Origin of the sequence: Alkalihalobacillus pseudalcaliphilus, from assembly GCF_028610675.1 — a bacterium.
GTDB lineage: Bacteria > Bacillota > Bacilli > Bacillales > Bacillaceae_D > Alkalihalobacillus > Alkalihalobacillus pseudalcaliphilus.
In genome coordinates this window covers 75071-96741 of record NZ_JAQQWS010000011.1, presented here as the reverse complement: position 1 = coordinate 96741, position 21671 = coordinate 75071, and the positions used below count along the sequence as shown (strand labels likewise).

General features: G+C 40.5%; 24 protein-coding genes. 23 read left to right on the top strand and 1 reads right to left on the bottom strand.

Features of this window, described 5'->3' with window-relative positions:
- The 17 genes from PQ479_RS18085 to PQ479_RS18005 all read left to right on the top strand — a co-directional run.
- Window positions 1-195: hypothetical protein (locus PQ479_RS18085; RefSeq protein WP_273717138.1), on the top strand; the 195-nt coding region annotated here is incomplete at its 5' end.
- Window positions 196-349: 154 nt separating this feature from the next.
- A complete protein-coding gene (locus PQ479_RS21940; protein ID WP_420535563.1) occupies window positions 350-508 on the top strand; it encodes an HNH endonuclease in 159 nt (52 codons plus the stop codon).
- A gap of 224 nt (window positions 509-732) precedes the next feature.
- Window positions 733-1053, top strand: coding sequence for a P27 family phage terminase small subunit (locus PQ479_RS18075; RefSeq protein ID WP_047987332.1), 321 nt, complete (start codon window positions 733-735; stop codon window positions 1051-1053).
- The gene (locus tag PQ479_RS18070; protein WP_053070297.1) at window positions 1040-2677 is read left to right on the top strand and encodes a terminase TerL endonuclease subunit; all 1638 of its coding nucleotides are present in this window, start codon (window positions 1040-1042) and stop codon (window positions 2675-2677) included. Before PQ479_RS18075 ends, PQ479_RS18070 begins: the two co-directional genes overlap by 14 nt.
- A gap of 12 nt (window positions 2678-2689) precedes the next feature.
- Entirely contained in the window at window positions 2690-3871 is a 1182-nt protein-coding gene (locus tag PQ479_RS18065) for a phage portal protein (protein ID WP_047987334.1), read from the top strand.
- Window positions 3849-4556, top strand: coding sequence for a head maturation protease, ClpP-related (locus PQ479_RS18060; protein WP_273717135.1), 708 nt, complete (start codon window positions 3849-3851; stop codon window positions 4554-4556). Before PQ479_RS18065 ends, PQ479_RS18060 begins: the two co-directional genes overlap by 23 nt.
- Window positions 4557-4586: 30 nt before the next feature.
- Window positions 4587-5798 carry a phage major capsid protein gene (locus PQ479_RS18055; RefSeq protein WP_273717134.1) on the top strand — a complete coding sequence of 404 codons (1212 nt, stop codon included), beginning with the start codon at window positions 4587-4589 and terminating at the stop codon, window positions 5796-5798.
- Complete coding sequence (locus tag PQ479_RS18050; protein WP_047987335.1) at window positions 5798-6091, top strand: phage head-tail connector protein; 294 nt, start codon at window positions 5798-5800, stop codon at window positions 6089-6091. Before PQ479_RS18055 ends, PQ479_RS18050 begins: the two co-directional genes overlap by 1 nt.
- On the top strand, window positions 6060-6419 hold the full coding sequence (locus PQ479_RS18045) for a hypothetical protein (protein WP_047987336.1): 360 nt from the start codon (window positions 6060-6062) through the stop codon (window positions 6417-6419). Before PQ479_RS18050 ends, PQ479_RS18045 begins: the two co-directional genes overlap by 32 nt.
- Window positions 6412-6789: a hypothetical protein gene (locus PQ479_RS18040; RefSeq protein ID WP_047987337.1), complete on the top strand. Its 378-nt coding sequence runs from the start codon at window positions 6412-6414 to the stop codon at window positions 6787-6789. The genes PQ479_RS18045 and PQ479_RS18040 overlap by 8 nt, the downstream gene beginning before the upstream one ends.
- Window positions 6786-7214 (top strand): hypothetical protein, encoded by a 429-nt coding sequence (locus tag PQ479_RS18035; protein ID WP_047987338.1) that lies wholly within the window; start codon window positions 6786-6788, stop codon window positions 7212-7214. The genes PQ479_RS18040 and PQ479_RS18035 overlap by 4 nt, the downstream gene beginning before the upstream one ends.
- On the top strand, window positions 7214-7813 hold the full coding sequence (locus tag PQ479_RS18030; RefSeq protein WP_047987339.1) for a hypothetical protein: 600 nt from the start codon (window positions 7214-7216) through the stop codon (window positions 7811-7813). The genes PQ479_RS18035 and PQ479_RS18030 overlap by 1 nt, the downstream gene beginning before the upstream one ends.
- On the top strand, window positions 7810-8340 hold the full coding sequence (locus tag PQ479_RS21935; RefSeq protein WP_053070298.1) for a hypothetical protein: 531 nt from the start codon (window positions 7810-7812) through the stop codon (window positions 8338-8340). Before PQ479_RS18030 ends, PQ479_RS21935 begins: the two co-directional genes overlap by 4 nt.
- 39 nt (window positions 8341-8379) lie before the next feature.
- Entirely contained in the window at window positions 8380-8832 is a 453-nt protein-coding gene (locus PQ479_RS18020) for a hypothetical protein (RefSeq protein WP_047987340.1), read from the top strand.
- 211 nt (window positions 8833-9043) lie between these two features.
- Window positions 9044-12595, top strand: a complete 3552-nt coding sequence (locus PQ479_RS18015; protein ID WP_053070299.1) for a phage tail tape measure protein — start codon at window positions 9044-9046, stop codon at window positions 12593-12595.
- A 4-nt stretch (window positions 12596-12599) separates the two neighbouring features.
- Window positions 12600-13337, top strand: coding sequence for a phage distal tail protein (locus PQ479_RS18010; protein ID WP_047987341.1), 738 nt, complete (start codon window positions 12600-12602; stop codon window positions 13335-13337).
- Window positions 13338-13354: 17 nt separating this feature from the next.
- The gene (locus tag PQ479_RS18005; RefSeq protein ID WP_047987342.1) at window positions 13355-13549 is read left to right on the top strand and encodes a hypothetical protein; all 195 of its coding nucleotides are present in this window, start codon (window positions 13355-13357) and stop codon (window positions 13547-13549) included.
- On the opposite strand, the gene PQ479_RS18000 is transcribed toward PQ479_RS18005, so the two are convergent.
- Window positions 13546-13746, bottom strand: a complete 201-nt coding sequence (locus PQ479_RS18000) for a hypothetical protein (protein WP_047987343.1) — start codon at window positions 13744-13746, stop codon at window positions 13546-13548. The two genes, PQ479_RS18005 and PQ479_RS18000, sit on opposite strands and share 4 nt — an antisense overlap.
- 70 nt (window positions 13747-13816) lie before the next feature.
- Here PQ479_RS18000 and PQ479_RS17995 point away from each other — a divergent pair, with 70 nt between their 5' ends.
- Genes PQ479_RS17995 through PQ479_RS17970 form a run of 6 tightly spaced genes read left to right on the top strand, consistent with a single transcriptional unit; the run spans window position 13817 to window position 21651 of the window.
- Window positions 13817-19261, top strand: a complete 5445-nt coding sequence (locus tag PQ479_RS17995; RefSeq protein ID WP_047987344.1) for a phage tail spike protein — start codon at window positions 13817-13819, stop codon at window positions 19259-19261.
- Window positions 19258-19698, top strand: a complete 441-nt coding sequence (locus tag PQ479_RS17990; RefSeq protein WP_047987345.1) for a DUF1617 family protein — start codon at window positions 19258-19260, stop codon at window positions 19696-19698. Before PQ479_RS17995 ends, PQ479_RS17990 begins: the two co-directional genes overlap by 4 nt.
- Window positions 19698-19940, top strand: a complete 243-nt coding sequence (locus PQ479_RS17985) for a hypothetical protein (protein ID WP_047987346.1) — start codon at window positions 19698-19700, stop codon at window positions 19938-19940. The genes PQ479_RS17990 and PQ479_RS17985 overlap by 1 nt, the downstream gene beginning before the upstream one ends.
- A gap of 33 nt (window positions 19941-19973) precedes the next feature.
- Window positions 19974-20270, top strand: coding sequence for a hypothetical protein (locus PQ479_RS17980; protein ID WP_047987347.1), 297 nt, complete (start codon window positions 19974-19976; stop codon window positions 20268-20270).
- Between the two features lie 2 nt (window positions 20271-20272).
- Complete coding sequence (locus tag PQ479_RS17975; protein ID WP_069187705.1) at window positions 20273-20491, top strand: phage holin; 219 nt, start codon at window positions 20273-20275, stop codon at window positions 20489-20491.
- Window positions 20491-21651: an N-acetylmuramoyl-L-alanine amidase gene (locus PQ479_RS17970; RefSeq protein ID WP_053070300.1), complete on the top strand. Its 1161-nt coding sequence runs from the start codon at window positions 20491-20493 to the stop codon at window positions 21649-21651. Before PQ479_RS17975 ends, PQ479_RS17970 begins: the two co-directional genes overlap by 1 nt.
- Window positions 21652-21671: the final 20 nt, after the last annotated feature.

Below are 21671 nucleotides of genomic sequence, written 5' to 3'. Positions count from 1 at the left end.
ATGGAACCGCCGTATACGGAACCGTACGTACGGTGGTGTGGGGGGTGGAGGTTAGTCGCCTCCTTCTATCCCGATTGTAGTGGTGGTATATATGGACCTAATAACCATCAAAAGATTAATAGCAGAGGGCAAGGAGATAAAGTTTTATCAGCACAAGTCTTGGCGTGGATTAAGACTCCAAGCCTTAGACCGTGACCACCATGAGTGCCAGGAGTGTAAGAGACAGGGGCGGGTAACTACAAATTTTATTACCCCTAATGGTGACACCCTATCACCCCTAACCCCTGCACCCCACATACCCTATGGTCGGGAGCCTAACCGCGGAAGAGAAACGAAAAGAAAAAATGTTTTGCAAGTGCATCATCTTAAAGAGCTTAAAGATTTTCCGCATCTTGCTTTGGTCTTGGATAACACTGAGACGTTATGCATTTGGTGTCACAATGATGAGCATGACCGACTAGGGGACTGCCAAGGTGGGGAGCGGTTTACCAACGAGGAACGATGGTGAAAGAAATCATACTTAATTAAAGGTGTCAAGAGATAAAAAAGACAGACAAGCTTCACCTTCATTCGTTGAGAGTGACCACGGCTGAGAAATAAGACCCCCGCTCAAAAAGTTTTGCCTTTATCCTGGGGGACGTGAAACGGGAGGGGGCCAATAGAAATTAAATTTATGGGTTCTTGCGCGTAATGAATAATTGGGTAAAAAAGGAAAAGGGAGGAGGGCGAAAAATGGCGAAACTTAAACGTGAAAATTTACGGAAACGTATTGAAAAAGACTTGAAAGACCAACTTGTTGAAAATTTCATTAGTGGATATCATTATGAAGATTTGGTTCAAGATTATTTGTCTTTATGGGATCTTAAATGTAGATTGATAGATGATATTGAACGAAATGGGATTCAGGTTAAAGGGATGCATGGACCTAAATCGAATCCATCCATTGGCGACTTGCATAAGACAAATGATAGAATGCTTAGAATTTTATCTGAAATTGGAATAAAACCATCGGCAACTGAACAATCAGGTAATATCGATGATGACGACTTCTAATTATAGGTACCATGAATATATCGATGTTTATTTTCAAAAAGTAGCCGATGGGGAAATCATTGCATCAAAAGAAATTCATGAGCTAATTACTTATCTAAAAATTGTTCTAGATAAACCAAATGTATATATTGATGAAAATGAAATAAGTAAAGCGGCAGAAAACATTCATGAATATTTTCCATTCGAGCTGTTAGATTGGGAAAAATTTATTTTGGCTTTTGTTGTCGGTGTCTTTTATGAGGATGGCTCGTTAGTGTTTAACGAGTTTTTTTTAATGCTCGGACGAGGTGCAGGGAAAAATGGATTTATAGCTGCCTTAAGTTTTTATTTAATTGGTAAGCAAAATATTGCTAAATATGACGTCGCCATTGTTGCAACAAGTCAAGAGCAAGCTAAAACATCTTTTATGGATGTACACGGTGTTTTGGAGGATCATTGGAAAAAGCTCAAGCGATTCTTTAAAAAAACATTAAAGATGATTGGGTATTTAAAAACCCGTTCTAAATTAATCTATTATACAAACAATGCCAAGACGAAAGATGGTTTGCGTCCAGGCGCAATTATATTTGATGAAGTCCATGCTTATGAGGATGAAGAAAATATAAAAGTATTTACATCGGCTTTGGGAAAAGTTCCGCGTCCAAGACGTTTTTATATCACTACGGACGGAAATCTTCGTGACGGATTTCTCGATAGGATGAAAGAAGAAGCGAAAATGATTTTACGCGGTGAAATAAAAAATAGCCGTATGTTTCCGTTCATTTGTAGATTAGATTCAGCCGATGAGGTTCATGATTTCCAAATGTGGGAAAAGGCGAATCCTTCTATTCGTCATTTTCCTGATCTCCGCTTGGAAATGGAGATTGAATACAATAATCTAGAACATCGTAAATCTGCGAAACTTGAATTTATGACGAAAAGGATGAACATCCCTTCTGTCGATGCATATGATGCCATTGCAGTTTGGGAAAAAATCAAGGCAACTAACAAGCCAATACCGGAATTGAAAGGTATGACTTGTATCGGAGCAATTGATTACTCTGATACGACTGATTTTGTTGGAGTTGGATTGTTATTCAAAAAGGACGGCAAATATGTTTGGTTGCATCATACGTTCATCAATAAAAAATCGATAAAAAATTATAATTATAAGGTTGATTGGCGATTAGCAAAAGAACAAGGTTATGTCACCATCATTAAAGATGAAACGAATAAGCCAGAGCATATTGCTAAATGGTTTGCTGAGCAAGCAAGGCACTACAAAATCAAACTAATCACTGCGGATATGTATCGTATCAATTATTTGCGTGAAGAATTTGAAGCTATGGGCTTTTCTAAATTGGAAATAGCTCGTTCTGGTTCAAAAACTCACACCCAGTTGCAACCAATTGTCGAAGACTTATTCGCCTATGAAAATTTGATATTTGGTGATGATCTTATGATGCGTTGGTACACTAATAACGTTTATATCAAACGTGATGGAAAAGGTAATATCACCTATGAAAAAATCGATCCGAAGTTTAGAAAAACTGACGGATTTTTTGCTTTGCTGCATGCCTTACAATATGAGAGCGAGTTACCTAAACAGCAAAAATTGGTGGTATTTAAAGCACGAACGTATTAAGGAGGTGAGAGAGTGTGGTTTAGTGAATTTATTGGTGGGGTTTTAAAAAAAGACAAAAAACAGTTTGATTTAAAGACCGTTATCATGGAGCTGGGTGTTAATGCGTATTACAAACGATTAGCGATCGATGCTTGTATCGATCTAATAGCTAATACTCTATCAAGAGCAGTTTTTCGAACTTTTGAAGAAGGGCATGAGGTAAAAAAGAATAATTACTATCTTTTTAACGTCGAACCAAATATTAATCAAAATGCAACGGATTTTATACATGAGTTAGTGTCGCGTCTTGTTAATAAAAATGAATGTTTAGTCATTATGCATGATGAACAATTATTCATTGCGGAAAACTGGGAAGTTGTAGATTTAGCATTTAAGGAAAAATTATATAAAGATGTGACGATCAAAGATTTAACGCTTAATAAAGTGTTTCGAGAATCGGAAGTTCTTTTTTATAAGTTGAATAATAAGCGTATTCTCGACGTTATTGATGGCCTATACAAAGATTATGGTAAGTTCATTTCAGCTGCATCTAATCTTTATAAACGAAATAATGCATTGCGTGGAATTTTAGAAATGGACATATCTCGGGCACAGACCGATGAAGAACAAGAGATGATTGAGGATTTATTCAATGTTCAATTCAAAGAGTTTTTTGAAGCTGAAGGTGGCGCAGTTCTTCCGTTACAAAGTGGCTTAAATTTTGAAGAAGTCTTTAGCGGATCCAATAGTAGTCAATCCGCATGGAAAGACAGTCGTGATATCAGAGCTATCATTGATGATGTTATAGATTTTGTAGCGATCTCTTTGCATGTACCTAAAGGATTGATCAAAGGTGATCTTGCTGACGTAGAAGCTCAAACCGATAACTTTTTAATGCTATGTATCGCTCCGATCGCTGAATTACTTGAAGATGAAACCAATCGCAAGTATTACAGGAAAGAAAATTATTTAAAGAGGACGTATTTGAAGATTGATGCATCCATGATTAAACATGTTGATATTACAAGGCTTGCTAATGCATTAGACAAGCTTTTTTCTAGTGGCACACATTCTATTAATGAAAACAGGAATTTGTTAGACAAAGAACCGCTAGAAGAAGAATGGGCCTCCAAACATTTCATAACGAAAAACTATGCAGAAGCTGAAGAACATTTGAAAGGGGGTGAGGGTGGTGACAAAGATCAAGCGATTTAAAAATGAAAAATTTAATGAAGTTGCTTCAAGTATTAATCATGAATTTAAGGCTTCTACAAGTGGTGATACAACCGAATTGACCATTTACGGTGATATTGGAGAGTCATGGTGGTATGATTCGGTTTCGGCCAATGACGTTCGTGAGGCTCTGAAAAATGTGGAGACAGATAACATCGATGTCCATATTAATAGTGCTGGTGGAGATGTATTTGACGGTATCGCTATATACAATCAACTCAAGAATCATAAAGCGAGAGTAACGGTTTATGTTGACGGTTGGGCGGCATCAGCTGCATCTGTAATTGCCATGGCTGCGGATGAACTAATCATGAATACAGGTTCTATGTTAATGATTCATGAGGCGTGGACTTTTGCGATTGGAAACAAAAGCGATATAGAAAAGACGTTAAACTCTCTAAAGGGTGTTGATAAGTCTATTGTAGACATTTATATGACTCGTTTTAAAGGAGAGCGTAGCGAAATAGAGACAATGCTACAAAACGAGACGTGGTTTACATCTGACGAAGCTGTAGATATCGGTTTAGCAGATCGAGTGAATGAAGTTGTCAAGGATGATGATACAGCTCCAGAAGAATATAAGAACTCAGTGCTTCAGCGTTTTCGTGCCCACAAGGTTCATCAAGAACAAAATACATTTTTAAACAAATTTAAACGCCAAAACTAGGGCGTTTTTTATTTTGGAGGGAGAAAAATTATGAAAAAGAATTTTTTAGTGCAGATGCACCTACAGACGTTTGCTGGTATGAAGAACTTAGACGGGAAAGACAAGGGGTTTGACAAAGACGCTCAAATTAATGCAATGGCAGAAGCATTTGAGAGTAGCGATCCGAAAGAGGTTGCCGAAAAAATCGTAAACAACTTTGAAACAAATTTCAATAGCATCCAAACGTTGATGCAGGAGACGATCAAGGATGCTAAGCTAGCAAATGATGAAAATTGGAATGATCAAGTTCTAGCTTCTCGTGGTGTTCGCGTTCTTACAACAGAGGAAAAGAAATTTTATAACGCCGCCATCGACGTAGAGTCATTTGACGAAGTGCTTGAATTGATGCCACCAACTGTTTTTGAGCGTGTTTTTGAGGACTTGCACAAAGAGCATCCTCTTATTTCTGCTGTTAACTTCCAGCGCACTGGTGCAACAACGGCTTGGGTATTACGTAAAGAGGGAGCTACTCATGCATTTTGGGGCGATGTAACAGCGACAATCCAAGAAATGGTTGATAGTGGATTTCACACGGTTGAAATGGGTATGTACAAGCTTAGTGGTTTCTTAGTTGTCTCAAAGGCCATGTTTGAATTAGGGCCGCGTTGGTTAGATCGTTATGTTCGTGCGGTTATCTTAGAGGTCATTGCTGATGAGCTAGAAAACGTAATTGTAAAAGGTACAGGTGTTAAACAGCCTATCGGTATGATCAAGAATTTAGAAAGCTCCTTACATCCTACAAATGGCTACGAAGATAAAGAAGCAATTGTATTAGCTGACTTTTCGCCAAAAACAATCGGTAAACAGATCCTTGCTCCAACTACGAAAAATGGTACTCGTCGCTATACAGGTGTAACGCTAATTGTTAATCCACTTGATTATGCTGAAAAGTTCTTCGCTATTGGTGCCAAACAAAAGGATGACGGAACGTGGACGTTCAACAATTTTGCGGTGCCTGGCTTAAGTATTATCCAATCTTTTGCGGTGCCTTTAAACAAAATGATTGCGGGCAAGCCAAAGAACTACTTTATGGGTGTTGGTGTTAGTGCGAAGCTAGAAACAACTGACATTCTTCGTATGATTGAGGATCAACGCCTTTATTTAACTCGTCAATTGGTCAATGGTCGACCGTTAGATGCTGACTCGTTCACTGTGTATGAAATTTCTGCTTTTGGTGACGTGATTCCAGGAGTCGAGGGATAATGCTGGTAAAGCTTAAAGATTATCTTAAGATTACTTGGGATAATGAGGATGAATCACTAAACGGTTTGATTGAGCGAGGGAAAAACTATCTTAATAATATTGCTGGTAGGTCATTAGATTATGATGAGCATTCCATTGAGGAAGGTTTGTTGCTAGATTATTGTCGATATGGCTACAATCATTCCCTTGAAATGTTTCCGCATAATTTTTCTAGTGATCTTTTAAACCTTGCTTTACGAGAGGGTGTGAAGGCTCGTGAGGATGCTAAGGCGGCCACTAAATCCGATACATGATGTATTTAACGATGGATTTTTAGAATACGGTCGAAATGTTCCTATTAGGGAACGTGGTAAGCAAGTGGGCTCAACTTTTGCGGGAGAGGGCGTACTTGCTTTTCAGCTTATGAGTGCTAGAGACGAAGATTATCAGTTAGCTGGCACTCTTGGTGCTACCCTTGACTTAAAGATTAAAACAAGGTTTCCGCCTCATTTTAAGGATGTTAAGCGGTCAAAACTTGCTGCGGTCATCGATAAAACACAATATGACATTTTTAGAGTTGATTGGGATAGTAAACAAAACTATCTCTTTTTTTTGTTGCAGGAGGTGGGTCCGATTGAATGAACGATCTAAAGAAATCATGAGTGAACAACAGCAATTAATCTATGATGCTCTAAAATCATTCAATTTGAACGTGTACGAAGATGAAATGACTGATGATGACTTAAACCCTATGAACTTCTTTTTAATTGTCTATGGAGATTTTAAAAAGGAAGAAGCTATAGGGAAATTAAGGCAAGAAATTTATGTAGTCTACGTGTCTGAAGACAACGCTAATGTCGAAACGAATACCATTGACATCATTAGTTTGATTAGCAAGGTCAAAGCAGTTGAGTTTCAACAGACAATCAAAGAACGCATTAGGAAAGGTAAAACAGATAAATTTATCGACCGAGTGACGCTGGTCTTTTCTAGGTTGGTGAAATATGAATGAAGTTTGAACTTGATTATTCCGAGATTGAACTGTTAGAAGAGAAGTTTAAAAGGCTCCCAGAAAATGTAGAGCAGACTGTGAACACATATTTGCACAAAGAAGGGGTAAGTCATACCACCAAAGATATAACGGCTCTTATTCCTGTTTCTGTGCCTACTAAGCCTGGTAAGTTAAAAAGCCATGCTAGATTTAGAAAGTGGTCAACAGATGAAAAAGAAAATTTAGGGTTTACCGTTAAATCAAGGGGCGGTGCTGCTAATCGACCAGGTAGTTATGGTTACCTTGTTTTTCCGAATGAAGGGCGTGGCCCACGAAATCACAAGGAACAAAGCTTTATGGAACGCGGCCTTGAACGAGCAACACCAAGGATTATAAACGGAATCCATGATGAGATTGATAAAAAGATTGAGGAGGTATTATCTTAATGGCGACAGTAGTGAAAGAATTTGATGCAATATCTATTAAGAATTCAAGTGTGCAATTTATTGAAAATGGTACACCGTCAGAAGGCACAAAGTTCGGGAGCGTAGGAACGATTTCGGGTGAAACAACGATGAAAGAGCTTGTAAAAATGGTAGAAGGACAAGAAGCGAAGAAGCGTACCAAGCCTGAGAAACACGATCTGACTGTTTCTGCTCATGTGCCTGTAGATGTTTTGAGAAAAATTTTCGGATTATCAAAAGAAGGATTGAAGCCTGGTGTTTATTCATACGGGACTGAGGCTAAAGGCTTAGAATTTATATATACAGCAGATGTGATTGACGAATTTGAAGATGTGACGAAATTGATCGCATTTCCTAATTGCATCAGTGCCACTGGTTTTAAATTTACAGTGACCAATGGTGCTGACCAGGTTGCGGAAATGGAACTAAATCTCACGGCATATCCAGACGAATATAGCCAACTTTATTATGAGGCTTTGTCAGAGGAAGTCGATGATTCAACAGTAAAAACAGATTGGCATAAGTCATTTTCTCGTCAACTTGTTGCTGCTACTGGTGGCGGTGGAGGTGTAGAAGGATGACACAATTTAAAGCGATTGTTACTCAGGATGTGGCTGCTAATCGATTATTGTCTCTCTCAGGAGGGAATGGGGTACCAACCATTTCGATAACTGAATTGGGAGGGACTCCTGATTTTCGATCTACTGGTCCATTAACTGAAGGTCAAGAAGTTTATGTTACTATCAACAATGCTCCTATTTGGCAAGTTGAGTCAGGTCAAGTGTTAGAAGCGGGAGCATATGTAGAAGTTGGGGAGAATGGCGTTATTGTAGCATCTGAGGGTACAGGTATTGGCTTTTTGGCTGAACCTGTGGAAGAAGGTGGACTTGCACGTGTTGTCCGAAAATCATCTGGTAGTGGTGAGGGTGTGCAAGGTCCTCCTGGACCACAAGGCCCGAAAGGTGATAAGGGTGATAAGGGTGACAAAGGTGATACAGGTGAGCAGGGTCAACGAGGTCCAGCAGGAGCCAAAGGCGATCCAGGAGAAAATCCTTTTACAGCCGAAGAAGTCACGGCAATAAGAGCATTAATAGAGGATGGAGAGTAGGGGAGACCCTCTCTCTTTCTTTTTTTATGAGGTGAAATTATGACAAAACGATTTGAAACGATCACGTTGAAACACTCCGAAATGATTGAGGAAAACGGTGAATTTAAACAGGTCTTTGTTAATGAACAGAAACTACCTGCTACCATTACGAACTATTCCATGCATTTAGGTGAGAAGTTAGGACTTATTAAATCATCCAACATTACAGATTTAGCGGACTTGGACGCTGTTTTTCGATCTGCTTTAGACCCAGAAGCTAACAGGGAAGAAGCGTTGAAAGGCGTTGACACAACTAAATATTTGAAGGTTATATATCTCTCGATTATGGGAGTTAACCCAGGGTTAGACCTCACCTATGAGCAATTTACGCATTTATACCATGAGGATATACCAACAACCATTGAAACGTATGGTGCTCTTGTTTTGGCAACGATGCCTGTTGACCAGAACGCCTTTGCCGATGCTTTCAAAGAAACTACAAAAAAAAAGTAGACAACGAAGTCAAACAACCAGAACTAAAAGTTGAATGTGTTGAAGATCGGTATGTGCTCTATTGTTTGATAAGTGGAATAGAAGAGAAAATTTTTTGGCACTATCCAATAGTTAGTGTCGAACGAATTTACCAAGGAAAACAAGCGTATGACGGATGGAAAAATAATCCCCAGCCGAAATAGGCTTGTTTTTTTATGAGAGGGGTGAGCATGTGGCAAGGCAATCAGAGGTAAAAGTTAAGTTTAGTGTTTTTAATGAAGAATATAAAAAAGGCATGGAAGAAATCAATCAAGCCAATTCCAAGATGAAGAACGAGATGAAGCTAACCGAAACGCAGATGAAACACTCATCCACTGAAACGGAGAAGCTGGAACATAAGGTCAAACGTCTTGGAAATGAAAAAGAGAATGTCGGTAAGAAAATTGAACTGACTGAGAAGCAACTCGAAAAAGCCAAAGAAATGTACGGTGAAAACTCCGAAGAAGCAGATAAACTTGCGAATGATTTAGTCAAATTGCAAACGAGTGAACAACGTTTAGAAAATGCGATTATTGACACCAATCAAGAAATAGAAGCACAACAAGCAGCTATGAGTGACACGTCTTCACCTGAGAAATACAAGAAGTCTTTGGAAGAAGTCGGACAGGCAACACAAGAAATCGGTCAAAAAGTGCAAGATGCAGGGAAGACTCTCAATGATTTTGGGAATTGGTACTCGACAAGAGTAACAGCTCCGATAGTTGCAGGTGGTGCCGCTGTCTTTAAGGCATCGATGGATTTTGAGTCAGCTTTTGCTAATTTTAGAAAAGTAACAGATGCAACAGAAGAAGAGTTTGCGACATTTAACCAGGCGTTTAGGGATTTAGCCAAAGTCATCCCAGTATCAACAGAAGAGATCGCCAACACAGCCGCAGCCGCATCTCAGCTTGGGATCGAGAAAGAAAATGTATTAGGATTTACAGAAAACATGTTAGCTATGGGCGTTGCCTCCGACATGACGAGCGAAACGGCCGCTTTTGCATTTGCGAGGTTGGCAAATATCACAGGTATGGCTCAAGATGACTTTGATCGTCTTGGGTCTACTGTTGTTGATCTAGGTAATAACTTTGCCGCTACTGAATCTGAAATCGCCAATATGGCTTTGCGTATTGCGGGGGCTGGAAGTCAGATTAACATGAGCGAAGCGGATATTCTTGGATTTTCAACCGCCCTTTCTTCTGTTGGTATTCGGGCAGAAATGGGTGGGTCTGCCATTTCTAAATTAATGATCAATATGGCAGCAAGTGTCGAAATGGGAGGCGAAGATTTAAAAGAGTTTGCACGTATTGCGGGTATGTCTGTAGAAAATTTCAGGAAAGCCTTTGAAGAAGACGCAGCTACAGCTATATTTACTTTTCTTGGCGGCCTTGGTGATTTGTCAGAACAGGGTGAATCAGCATTCAAGATCATTGATGATTTAGGCATGTCAGAAATCCGTTTACGTGACACAATTTTAAGGTCATCTAACGCCAGTGAAATGGCAACGTCAGCTTTAAAAACAGCGAATGAGGCTTGGGCTGAAAACTCTGCTTTACAAAACGAGGCGGCAGAAAGATACGCTACTACTGAGTCTCAATTGATCATGATGTGGAACCGCATCAAAGATGTAGCCATTACTTTAGGTAATGCGTTAGTACCAGCGGTGATGGGTGCCCTTGATGCGATGGAACCATTTTTCGAAAAGATTGAGGATGTGGCTAATGGTTTTGCTGAAATGGACGAGGAACAGCAAAGGAATATCCTGAAATTGATTGCTCTTGTTGCCGCTGTTGGTCCAGCCGCTAAGGTATTGGGTGGCTTGTTTACGGTCATAGGTGGCGGTATTAAGATTGTAGGCTCTTTGACTACGGCTATTGGTGCGACAAAGGGTGCTGGGTTAGTGGCGAGATTAGTCGCTCTTGCTCCTGTTGGTGGCCCTGTTGCTCTTGCTATTGCTGGTATTACGGGGTTAGGTGTTGCTATTTATAATTTGACGAAGGATACGGATAAAGCAACCGAAGTAAACCTTGATATGGCTCAAAGCTTGATTGACCAGCACAAAGAGCTTGAAGCGGCAGCGGAGGGTTACTCGAAATTAAGAGACGAGTCAAAACTTACAACAAAAGAATTTGGTGAACTCCTTGATATTAGAAAAGAAATGGCTTCTAATCCAGAAGAAGAGGCTTTTAAAGAATTAGAGAAGCGATATGAGGAACTGCGAAAAAAATCAGGAATGTCGAATGAACAGCTTGATAAAATGATTGGGTATAACCAAGTAATTGTTGAAAATGCACCTCAGACCGCGGAAGCTCATTCTGCTCAAGGTGAAGCCATCGCGGGTGTAAATGAAAAATTAGAGGATCACATCCGACTCCTTCATGATATGGCTGTTGAAGAGATTGAATTGGAACACGCCAAGTGGCTTGTGAAGCGAAGTGAACTACTTGATACGATAAAAGATTCAGAGCTTGAGATAGAGCAGATTAATAAGCGACTTTTAGGTTTGGATGAGTTAAACGCGCTTGGAAAAGATGGTATAGAAGCTAGATTGGATGAGATTTCTAATCAATATTTCAATCAAGAAAATACTCAAGAAGAATTAAAGAGGTTGGATGAAGAAAGAATTTATTTGACAGGTGTTCAAAATGAAGGGCTTGCTGAAACAAGAGTGAAGCTCCTTGAGCAACGAAATGAACACCTTGGAATAATCGATGCTACAAAAGAAGAACTTGAGCTTGGTAAAGAGGTTGAAAGTTTATATGCTGAAATCCACTTAGACAAGCTGAATATCAATGAAGCAGGTCAAGAAGGTGTTGACATTGCTAAGAAGCAACTGGATGAGAAAATCAAAGAACGCGACTTGTTGAACGAGCAATTAGGCAAAGAAGAACATAAGGATGCTATTTTACGAGAACAATTAGATGTATTGAATAAGCAAATAGGAGACTATCAATCTATCCTTGGTCTTATCAATGACACGACAGATTTGAACGCAGAGACACTTGATAAAGAAAGAAAGCGTCAAGATGTGGTCAAACAAATTACTGATGATTTCCGCGAACAGCGCGGTGCTCTAGGTGCTTTGAAAAGTGGACAAGAAGAAAATAACCGCACCATCAAACAAGGCGAAGAAAACGCCAAGAAAATGAACGATGAACTCAAAAAAGATGTCAAGAAAGATGTTGAAGTGACGGACAACGGTACAGCGAAAAAGGTACACGATGAAGCGGTCAAGCCAGCTACAAAGTCCGTTACTCTTAATGCCGCTTGGACAGGCGTACAGGCTGGGTTACGTCTTGCTATGTCAACTATGCGTATGCCAGCTTACGCTAAGGGTACCGATCATCATCCTGGTGGTCCTGCTCTTTTAGGCGATGGTGGAGGCCCCGAATTAGTGCGAGAGGGTCGCAAATGGTCTATTGCTGATTTAGGCGTGTACAACTTACAGCGTGGTGCTCAAGTCTTTACACACGAGCAATCACTCAAGATTGTAAAAGGGATCAAAAATTTACCTGCGTATGCAAGTGGTGTCGGAGTGAGTGGTGCACTTGCCGCTCAGCTTAATCAATTGAGCTTAAATGTTGCCTCTACTCTACCTAATCCAATGGGAGATAGGCAAATCAACATAGAGGCATCTGACGTTATTCTTGAGGGGCGTGTTGTAGGTCAAATTATTTGGAGACCAGTAAAAGAGCATATTGACAGGAGCAATGGCAGAGCAAGCAAAATGCCGAGAGGGAGGTGATTAATTGATTAGTCCATTAAATTTTAAGTTGATACATTCCAACGGACAAGTCTATGACATGCACCAGTTAGGATGGTGGGTGGAGAGTTTTCACATTCATTCGCCTAATGCGATCCGAGATATTCAATATGCGGGTAAAAAAGAGAGGTTGAAAAGAACGAGAAAAGGTAGTCGTCTTGTTAATATTGTAGTGCAAATAGAGCAATCGACACTGAAAAGATTAGACGAGCAAAAGCACCTTTTCTTTACCGCTTTTCTTTCGGACGATCCAATCAAGATAGTGCGTGATATTACACCTGACCGTCATATCCTTGTGTACCAAGAGGGTAGTTATGACATCGACAATTTAACAGATAGTGATGGGGTTTTTAGCTTATCCTTGAGGATGCTAGAGCCTTTTTTGTTTGGCTCCCAAAACCAACTATCCATAACCACATCATACGCCAACCGCACCGTAACAGGGCAAGTAGAGACACCGTGGGTGAGCCGTACTGTGTTTCCCGCTGCTGCTACAAGCTTTTGGTTAGAAAAAGACCAGGTGGGGAGGATATCTCTGCCTTTTAGCTTTATCCAAGGCGACATCTTGGAACTAGATTACAAGATGCGTAAAGTCACGTTAAACGGAGTTGCACGACCAGAGCTTTTATCGATGCAGTCACGGTGGTTTGACCTTAAGCCAGGGGCTAATCGGATGAGGGCGAGTCATGCGACGACTGTTACTTATGTTGAGAGATTTTATTAAAATTAGGAGGGGTTAGGATGAGTGAAAAATCAAAAGTAGATCAATTACGTGAAATGACAAAAGAATGGTCAAATGGGGCTGTTATGGTAGCTATAAATGAAGAGCTCCACCTTGCTAAAACTACGGAAGAAAAGGTGGAGTTACTTCAATATAAATCTGATGTTTTAGAGTTTTCATCATACGGTAGAACTTTTAACGTAATGGACGATTAAGGTCTAGGGTACCTTCGTGCTCTTGCGTTTGCTCTATCTTGTTTTTTAGTAACTTCTTTTACAAAATCACCGTTTAATAGATGGCTTTCGAAATGACGAAATAAATCAATTAAAACTAATTCTAACTTTTCATCTTGTACGTTATGTTTCTGCATAACACTACGTACAGTATCATCAAATTTTTTTATACTAATCACTTTTTTCACCCCCTTCAATAGACCTATTTCGACAGGGGGTCTTTTATATCCTGTAGAAAGGAGGAAAAACATGTCAGAAATCTATATCTTAGATCGAGACGATAATCTATTAACTACCATAAACGAGGAAACAGGGCTTGTTAGCACAAGGTTTAGGGATGAACTTAACCAAGTAGCTAGCGAGCCTTTTGTATTTGTCATTGATGCCGATACACCGAACGCAGCCTATGTCAAAGAGGAAAATCAAGTAGTCTTTAGGGATAAGGAAGGCGATTTGCGTCTATATGTCATTAAGGAAATTGACGACTATGATAACGACAATGGTCCTGAAACCAGCGCTCTTTGTCTACCTGCTTTTATCGACGAATTGAGCAACCATGTCGTAGAGGATCGTCGCTTTGTTGACCAAACACCACAGGTTGCCATGTCTGCTGCGGTGCAAGGAACACGTTGGCGAGCAATAGTTGAGGGTACTTTTGGTACAGCTACCACCAATTTTTATTACATTACATCTGTGGACGCTATATGGAAAACCCGTAACACATGGGGCGGTGATATTAAAGATGTCGTGTTGTTTGATGCTCAAAATAATATCTCAGCTCGTCAAGTCAAGCTCATGCAAAGGCTAGGAGCTGACCGCGGCAAACGTTTTGAAAATGACCATGACATCGAAGAGATACAGCGAGTTATTTTGTCCTATCCAAAAACAGCTTTGTTTGGTCGTGGCTCGTCTTTACCGATTGAGGATGACGAGGGGAACGAGACAGGCGGTCATAGTCGTTTAATTGATTTTGCGGATGTGGTGTGGTCAGTGGCAAATGGCGACCCTGTTAACAAGCCAAGAGGGCAAAAGTGGGTTGGCTCTCCATCTGCTTTGTCTCAGTACGGTTACCAACAAAATGGCGGGAGGTTGCATCGTTACGGTATTTGGCAAGATAGTAGCATTGAGGACCCTGAGGAGCTATTGAGGGCAACGTGGGAGCAGTTGCAGTCAGCTAAAGAACCAGAAGTAAACTACCGCATGTCTGTGCAAATGTTAGAATCAATACCTGGTCATGAGCACGAGAAGGTCCAGCTTGGCGATACCGTCAGAGCCTTTGACCGTGAGTTTGCTAGACCTATTGAGGTGCAGGCTCGTGTTATTGCGATTGAGTATGATTTGCTCGACATCGAGGGCACCGCTGTTGTTGAGATTGGGCAGTTTTTATCCGTCAATCAGCCAGATGATCGCCTAGACCGCATTGAAGAAACGATCAATAATAACCGCGGGAAATGGGAGTCAGAAGCAAGACCAATCACAAATGACCGTTTTCCCGACATAAAGCCACCAGCTCCCGTCATCACTGATTGTGATGGCTTATTTAAATCAATTAATATCTGGTGGTCATTTAACCAAGAATTGTATGTCAATCAGTATGAGCTGTACGCGTCACAGGTACAAGGGTTTACTCCATCCCCTGAGCATCTTATTTTTCGTGGTAATAGTAACGGATATAATCACGCAGTAGATGCCGACCAACAATGGTATTACCGTGTGCGTGCTCTTAATACTCACGGTCGCCCATCTGATTTTAGTGCTGAGGCAATGGCATCCACTGTACGCATTTTGACGGAAGATATTATGTTTGGGCCCGAACTTGCGGAAAGAATGCGTGAATTGCATCGTGAAGCGGATTTGATTGGCGAAAATGGTATTAATTTTGAAAATATCCGCCAAGAGGTTTTAGATCGTATACAAGCAGATGCCAAAGTCTACACCGACCAAGAGATACAACACACCGAAAATGCGTTAATGTCTGAGCTTGCAGACAGGGCAAAGCTTGAGTATGTGGATGGTCGTTTTTCTTTTATCGAGGGTGATGTTGATAGTTTAGACAAGAGGGCAGAAGATTTACTAAAAAAAGTGAATGATAACGCTGATTTGTTAGCTGAGCAAGATGGGCGAATTATCTCAGTTACAACTGAAATAGACACGGTTAAAGGTTCTTTAAGTGCAACGATTGACACTATTAGCAGAGTGGAAGGCAATGTCAATGCGGTTGAAAATACGGTTGTCAATTTGTCCGCGGATGTTGGTGGCATAAGAACTAGTGTTAGCACGTTGCGTACTGATTTCGATAAGTTGGAGATTGGTGGACGCAATCTAGCAAGTAAAAATGCTCTTGATTTTCACAATCCTGCATTCGGTTCATGGGATGGATACAAAGCTACAATTAACACCCCAAGTAACGGTGGTATTAGAATCAGGGTTGACCAAATACCCCAAATAGAAGTTGGAAGAAGTTATATTCTGTCTTTCAAAGTCAAGAAAATTAGCGGTTCTATTACATCTATGGCTGGTCATGCTACTGGATGGACTAGTTTGAGTGTGTGGAGGAACGGTGTAAATGTAAATGGTTGGTGGAGTGGAGGGATTGCAGACAATCCTTATCCAAACGATGACAAAACTTATCAATATCACGTTTATTTACGATTTGATGGAGGGTCTAGCAATGACGATTTATATATCCAGCCAAATAGAAGTCATTATGGAATCCCCTATGTCGCAGAATTATGGGATATCCAACTAGAAGAAGGTACAAAGCCTACTCCGTGGCGACCCGCACATGAAGACGCTGATAATAGAATCACAGCAACGGAGACAACCCTCAGCGTTCTTGATGGAAGAATCGAAGCCAAAGCAGAACAAACGGAAATCACACGGATAGATGGAAATATTACAGGCGTGACTAATAGAATTGGAGTTTTAGAAGTATCATCAAGTCAATTCACTTCACGCATTAGTAGCCTAGAGGCTGATTTTGGAAATTTGGAGATTGGTGGAACAAATTTAGCTATAGATAGTAATTCATTCCCTGCAAGTGGGTATCAAGGTGTATCTGTAACAAGAACCACAGGTATATCTGTAAGCGAATGGGGTGCGACTGATGCAACAAGATTAGTCATATCGGGTGATGCTAGTGGTGGGAGTACGATAAAGGTAGTAAAATCACTATTAACAAATCCTAGACCGTTAATAGGACAAAGATACACAGGATCAGTTTGGATAAAAAATACTGGAAGCCAACCTTTAGATATCTATGGAAATTATCCAGGAACAGTTACACAAATTCCTGTAGGTTTTTCTGGTAGAGTAAGTTGGTCTTTCGGTGGAAACGGAAATAGCATTGCACAAATACAGATTAGGAGTAGTGCAAATAGCGGAATAGAAGTCATTTTATGGAGAGCACAACTTGAGAAAGGTAATAAGGAAACTGATTGGGGACCTGCCCCTGAGGAAATGGCTAGTAGAATCACATCTGCCGAAACAGCTATCGAACAAAACGCCTACGAAATAACTCAACGTGCTACACTCACAAGTGTTAACTCTTTGACTGGTCGTATGACCACCGCAGAGGGTCGAATAAGCACGATGGCGGGTGAGATTGACTTAAGGGTGAGTCGTGATGGTATTATTTCGGCAATCAATTTAACCCCCGAAAGTGTAAAGATTGACACTAGATTGCTTGAAGTTAGCGACTTTACCAATTTGATTGATAATGGAACATTTGAGGATGACACCACCAATCAACCACCGAAAGGTTGGAGCGTTAGTGGGGGGACAGCATTGGTCTATGATATGGCGTCATGGTCTCAAGGTAATGGTTCTTCTAAAACCCTAGCTTTACTAGCAAATGCAAATAGCAATGTAAATGTCGTCCAATTAAGAAAAATTCCAGTAAGCCAAGGAGAACAATTTCATATTGAAGGCGAATATAGGACTCATAATTTAGTCGGCAGTGGGTCACAAACATTGGGAGTTAGGACGTACGATTTAAAGGGAGAACCCTTGGGGTGGGTGGTAGCTTTCACTACCCAAACAAAAACCCACACTTTCACCAAAGTTGGCGGAACATATACAGTGGGTAGTGGAGTTGGATATATATCACCCCGTGTCACTTTTGGTAACAATGGGGAGACAACAAATAGACTCTATTTTGACAACTTAGTGGTTAGAAGAAAGAATGGGGCTAATATGATTGTAAATGGTGCAATCACAGCCGACAAGATGGCAGCTAACAGCATCACCGCAGGAAACGGAGCTATAGCAAATCTAGCAGTCTCAAGAGCCAATTTGCAACAAGCTATCATATCATCTGCATACATTGAGGATTTGGCAGTTACTAATGGAAAAATTGCTAGTCTGTCAGCAGATAAAATGACCTTCGGTACGCTCAGGGGTATTGACATTACGGCTGTTACGATTACAGGTTCAACAATCCGCTCAGAAAGTGGCACAGATTCAACGAGAATTACAGGAGGTTATATTCGATCGGAAGGTCAGTACACAAGAAGATTCTCAAACGGAACAGCTACTTATAACGCATTTGTGGAAAGCTATGATGGTACTTATAGAGCTGGTATTACGTCTAAGCGTGTTGGCTCAAATAATTACAACAATGTGCATCGTTGGGTAGTATTGAATGACAAGGGAATTTCCACTCAACGAGAGGTTCATAGTAACTCCCCAGATTATAATGGTGCTCGTTTCATTGACTTTTACGCGGATGAAACCCTATCGTCGAATGTCCAAGGTTTAGGGATGCATATTTATAGTGGTCAAAATATGACGATTGAGTCGATGTATGGAATAACCATTAAGCACGCTACCGATCATATGACTGATTTAACAAGTGGTGGGTTACGTGTCAACGCAAATGATTCAGGGCTTATCTTAAAAAGACGAACAGCATATACAGGCTCAAGCGGAAATAGTATCACGTTTAGGTCATCTGATGACACAATTATGGGTGTCCTATCTCAGCCAAATAACAATTACAATATGCACTTACGTACACAGTTCGGTGATCATCTTATCCTTGGTTCAAGACAAGAGACTCATATCAAAGACCAAAATGGTAATGGTTGGCGTGATTTAGTTGCTAGAGCTTATAAGATTGATAGCGGTCATTCTGCATACATCAACGGAACTGGCTCAGGAAACACTCGTGGTGCTGGTGATATTAGTGGGACAAATAATAATGGTCAGCCTGTTTTAATGGCAAGTGGTATTAGGATTAGAAATGCAGATACGAACATGTACTTAGCAGTTGATTCCAGAGGTGAAGTTATTGTCACAGATTTATTTGGAGCAAGCGGTACTGGTTTTAGACCTATCAAAGCTTCAGTTTTCAATATAGCGTCTAGTCGTAAATTGAAAACGAATATAGAACCGTATGCCCAATCAGCTATTGATATTCTCAATGGCTTATTAGTCGTGGAGTATAACATGATAGCAGAGTTAGATAATGGAGTATTTGACCGTCATATTGGTTTCATAGCCGAGGATAGTCCTTCTGTTTCTACTGCGAGCCATGATGCTATTAATCAAAATAAAGTTGTATACCTAAATACGAAAGCCATTCAAGAGCTTTCAACAGATGTAGAAGACATTAAAGATGATGTAAGTCTATTAAAAATCGAGAATCAGCTTTTAAAAGCTAAAATTAAACAATTAGAGGAGCGAATCGCATGATTACATTACAAAACAAAGATTTAAGACGAGCGGCAGATTTTTTACTGAAAATTACTTTGAAAGGAAAGAAACAAATTCACCGTATGCGTGTTGTTAAAGTGCTACAGGAGCAGAATAAATCTTTTGCAGATGAAGAACTAGAGTTGATTAAATCTTTTGCGGAATTGGATGACAATGGTGAATTGGTACCAGCTGAGGGAGGTGGCTACAAGTTAATAGGAGACAGAAAGGAATTTAGAAAACAGCAGCAAGAATTGATGGATGAGGAGTATGTTATCGAGGGCAAGAACCTTGAAACAGCTCTCAAAACAGTAGAAGAAGTCATTATGGATTATAACAAAGAGCTTTCCGAATCTGATGCGGAGGCTCATTTTTTATGGGTAGAAGCGTTCGAAGAGGCAAAAGAAAATGAAGAAGAAAAAGGAGATGAAGAATAATGTCAGAACAGATACAAGCGTTAGACTTTAGAGTGACAGGTGTAGACTTTTCGTATGGTAATGGTGATATCAGCGGTGTGCGTGTCCGTTTTAGCGTAACCGACCCAACAGGAGAGATTAATGCCAACGGTCGAGTCTCAGCATCGATGGAAGAGTATGCGGCTAATCCTGGTCTATCTGCTTTAGCAGAGTTAGCCAAGCAAAAGTTTATTGGTCGATTAGATGGAGAGGGAGCCGAATAGGGCTCTCTTTTCTTTTTATATAGGGGTGAGTCAATGACTGTTGATTTAGGGGTCTTAATTGGAATTGTAGTAGGTGTGGGAGGATTAATAGTAGGGTGTCTTGGTTATTTTTTTAATCGCAATAAACAATTGAGAGAAGAAGTCCAAGCAAGTGCAAAAATTGAAACCACACTCACTCATATTAGCAAAGGAGTAGATGATATTAGGGTTGACCAGAAAGCTAGTGAAAAGCATATGGCTATGGTGAATGAACGCTTAACTCGTGTGGAAGAGTCAACCAAGTCTGCTCATAGACGTATAGACCAAATTAAAGGAGAGATTAATAGATGAAAATTGACAAAGCAAGTATCGTGCGATTTATCGGATTGATTGTGGCGTTGTTAGCTTATTTTGGATTAAATGTGCCAGAGGATGTGGTTGAGGGCATTACGAGTCTTGTCGTTGCTGTGTTGGCTATTTATGCGGCTTTTAAAAATAACTACATCACAGCTAAAGGTAAGAAGCAAAAAGAAGTGTTGGAAAAAGAAGGATTGACGAAGGGAGATAAATAATGGAATTTCGTAAATTATCTAAACTACAAGATGTTAGGTCAACGTTAACTAAGCACAGCTCAAAAAAGTATGTCAATGATGGCATTAATGAAAAAACAGACATTGCCATCCATCATTCATTGACAAAAATGGATCTTGCAGGCTCAAATGCAGAAGGGTACGCACGATATCATGTTAATTCACTAGGGTGGCCTGGTATCGGTTATCAGTTTGTTATCGAGCGAGACGGTACAATTAAGTGGTGCCATGATTTGGGTATCCGCAGTTATCATGTCGGTAATTCTAATCGTTTTGCTGTAGGCATTTGCTTAAGTGGCGATTTCCGCACCGAAGAACCGACAGACGCACAAAAAGAATCACTACGTTTGCTTGTGTTGGCTCTCAGAAAGGATTTACCTAATTATCAGCGCACTCGTGGTCATAACGAGTTTCCTGGTTATGCTTGGAAGCAATGCCCCTTAATCAACTATGCTGGTATCATCGCAGCACCAGTACAGACTGGAGCTACTAAGCCTGCTGAGTCATTGCCAAACACGTATACAATTCAAGAGGGTGACACGTTTTGGTCTATTGCTAATGAGTTAACGGGTGTTAGTGTCAATGACCTTATCAAAGCAAATCCAGATGTAACCCCTACAAATTTACAAATCGGACAGGTCATCAAGCTTGGCGATGCTGTAAAAGTAGAGAAACCTAAACCTAAGCCAACTCCACCAAAAGCACCAACTAAATCTATCGAGCAACTTGCCCGTGAGGTTATCGATGGTAAGCATGGCACAGGTGATGTGAGACGTAAATCTTTAGGTTCTCAATTTGCAGCTGTACAAGCTCGTGTTAATCAGATGTTAGCAAATGATAAGCCTAAACCCGCCACACCACGAAAAACCGTTGCACAGCTTGCTAGAGAGGTACTAGATAACAAATGGGGCAACAATCCACAACGGGCCCAACGCTTACAAGCTGAGGGGTATGACGCTAATGCGGTGCAAAGAGAGGTTAACCGCCTAGCAGGAAGCAGCTCTCCTAAAAAATCAGTTGACCAACTAGCTGGTGAGGTTATTCGTGGAGAGTGGGGAGTAAATCCACAACGAGCACAGCGACTTAATGCAGCGGGATATGATGCGGCAGCGGTGCAACGTCGGGTAAATCAATTAGTATAAAAGCAAGCCCTCTTAGCGGA

What these genes read in the sequence shown, in the direction of transcription:
- PQ479_RS17995 (WP_047987344.1), top strand. Translation starts at nt 13,817, where the DNA reads ATGTCAGAAATCTATATCTTAGATCGAGACGATAATCTATTAACTACC.
- PQ479_RS18075 (WP_047987332.1), top strand. Translation starts at nt 733, where the DNA reads ATGGCGAAACTTAAACGTGAAAATTTACGGAAACGTATTGAAAAAGAC.
- PQ479_RS18050 (WP_047987335.1), top strand. Translation starts at nt 5,798, where the DNA reads ATGCTGGTAAAGCTTAAAGATTATCTTAAGATTACTTGGGATAATGAG.
- PQ479_RS18035 (WP_047987338.1), top strand. Translation starts at nt 6,786, where the DNA reads ATGAAGTTTGAACTTGATTATTCCGAGATTGAACTGTTAGAAGAGAAG.
- PQ479_RS18045 (WP_047987336.1), top strand. Translation starts at nt 6,060, where the DNA reads ATGCTAAGGCGGCCACTAAATCCGATACATGATGTATTTAACGATGGA.
- PQ479_RS21935 (WP_053070298.1), top strand. Translation starts at nt 7,810, where the DNA reads ATGACACAATTTAAAGCGATTGTTACTCAGGATGTGGCTGCTAATCGA.
- PQ479_RS18070 (WP_053070297.1), top strand. Translation starts at nt 1,040, where the DNA reads ATGACGACTTCTAATTATAGGTACCATGAATATATCGATGTTTATTTT.
- PQ479_RS18020 (WP_047987340.1), top strand. Translation starts at nt 8,380, where the DNA reads ATGACAAAACGATTTGAAACGATCACGTTGAAACACTCCGAAATGATT.
- PQ479_RS17990 (WP_047987345.1), top strand. Translation starts at nt 19,258, where the DNA reads ATGATTACATTACAAAACAAAGATTTAAGACGAGCGGCAGATTTTTTA.
- PQ479_RS17970 (WP_053070300.1), top strand. Translation starts at nt 20,491, where the DNA reads ATGGAATTTCGTAAATTATCTAAACTACAAGATGTTAGGTCAACGTTA.
- PQ479_RS17980 (WP_047987347.1), top strand. Translation starts at nt 19,974, where the DNA reads ATGACTGTTGATTTAGGGGTCTTAATTGGAATTGTAGTAGGTGTGGGA.
- PQ479_RS18005 (WP_047987342.1), top strand. Translation starts at nt 13,355, where the DNA reads ATGAGTGAAAAATCAAAAGTAGATCAATTACGTGAAATGACAAAAGAA.
- PQ479_RS17985 (WP_047987346.1), top strand. Translation starts at nt 19,698, where the DNA reads ATGTCAGAACAGATACAAGCGTTAGACTTTAGAGTGACAGGTGTAGAC.
- PQ479_RS18055 (WP_273717134.1), top strand. Translation starts at nt 4,587, where the DNA reads ATGAAAAAGAATTTTTTAGTGCAGATGCACCTACAGACGTTTGCTGGT.
- PQ479_RS18030 (WP_047987339.1), top strand. Translation starts at nt 7,214, where the DNA reads ATGGCGACAGTAGTGAAAGAATTTGATGCAATATCTATTAAGAATTCA.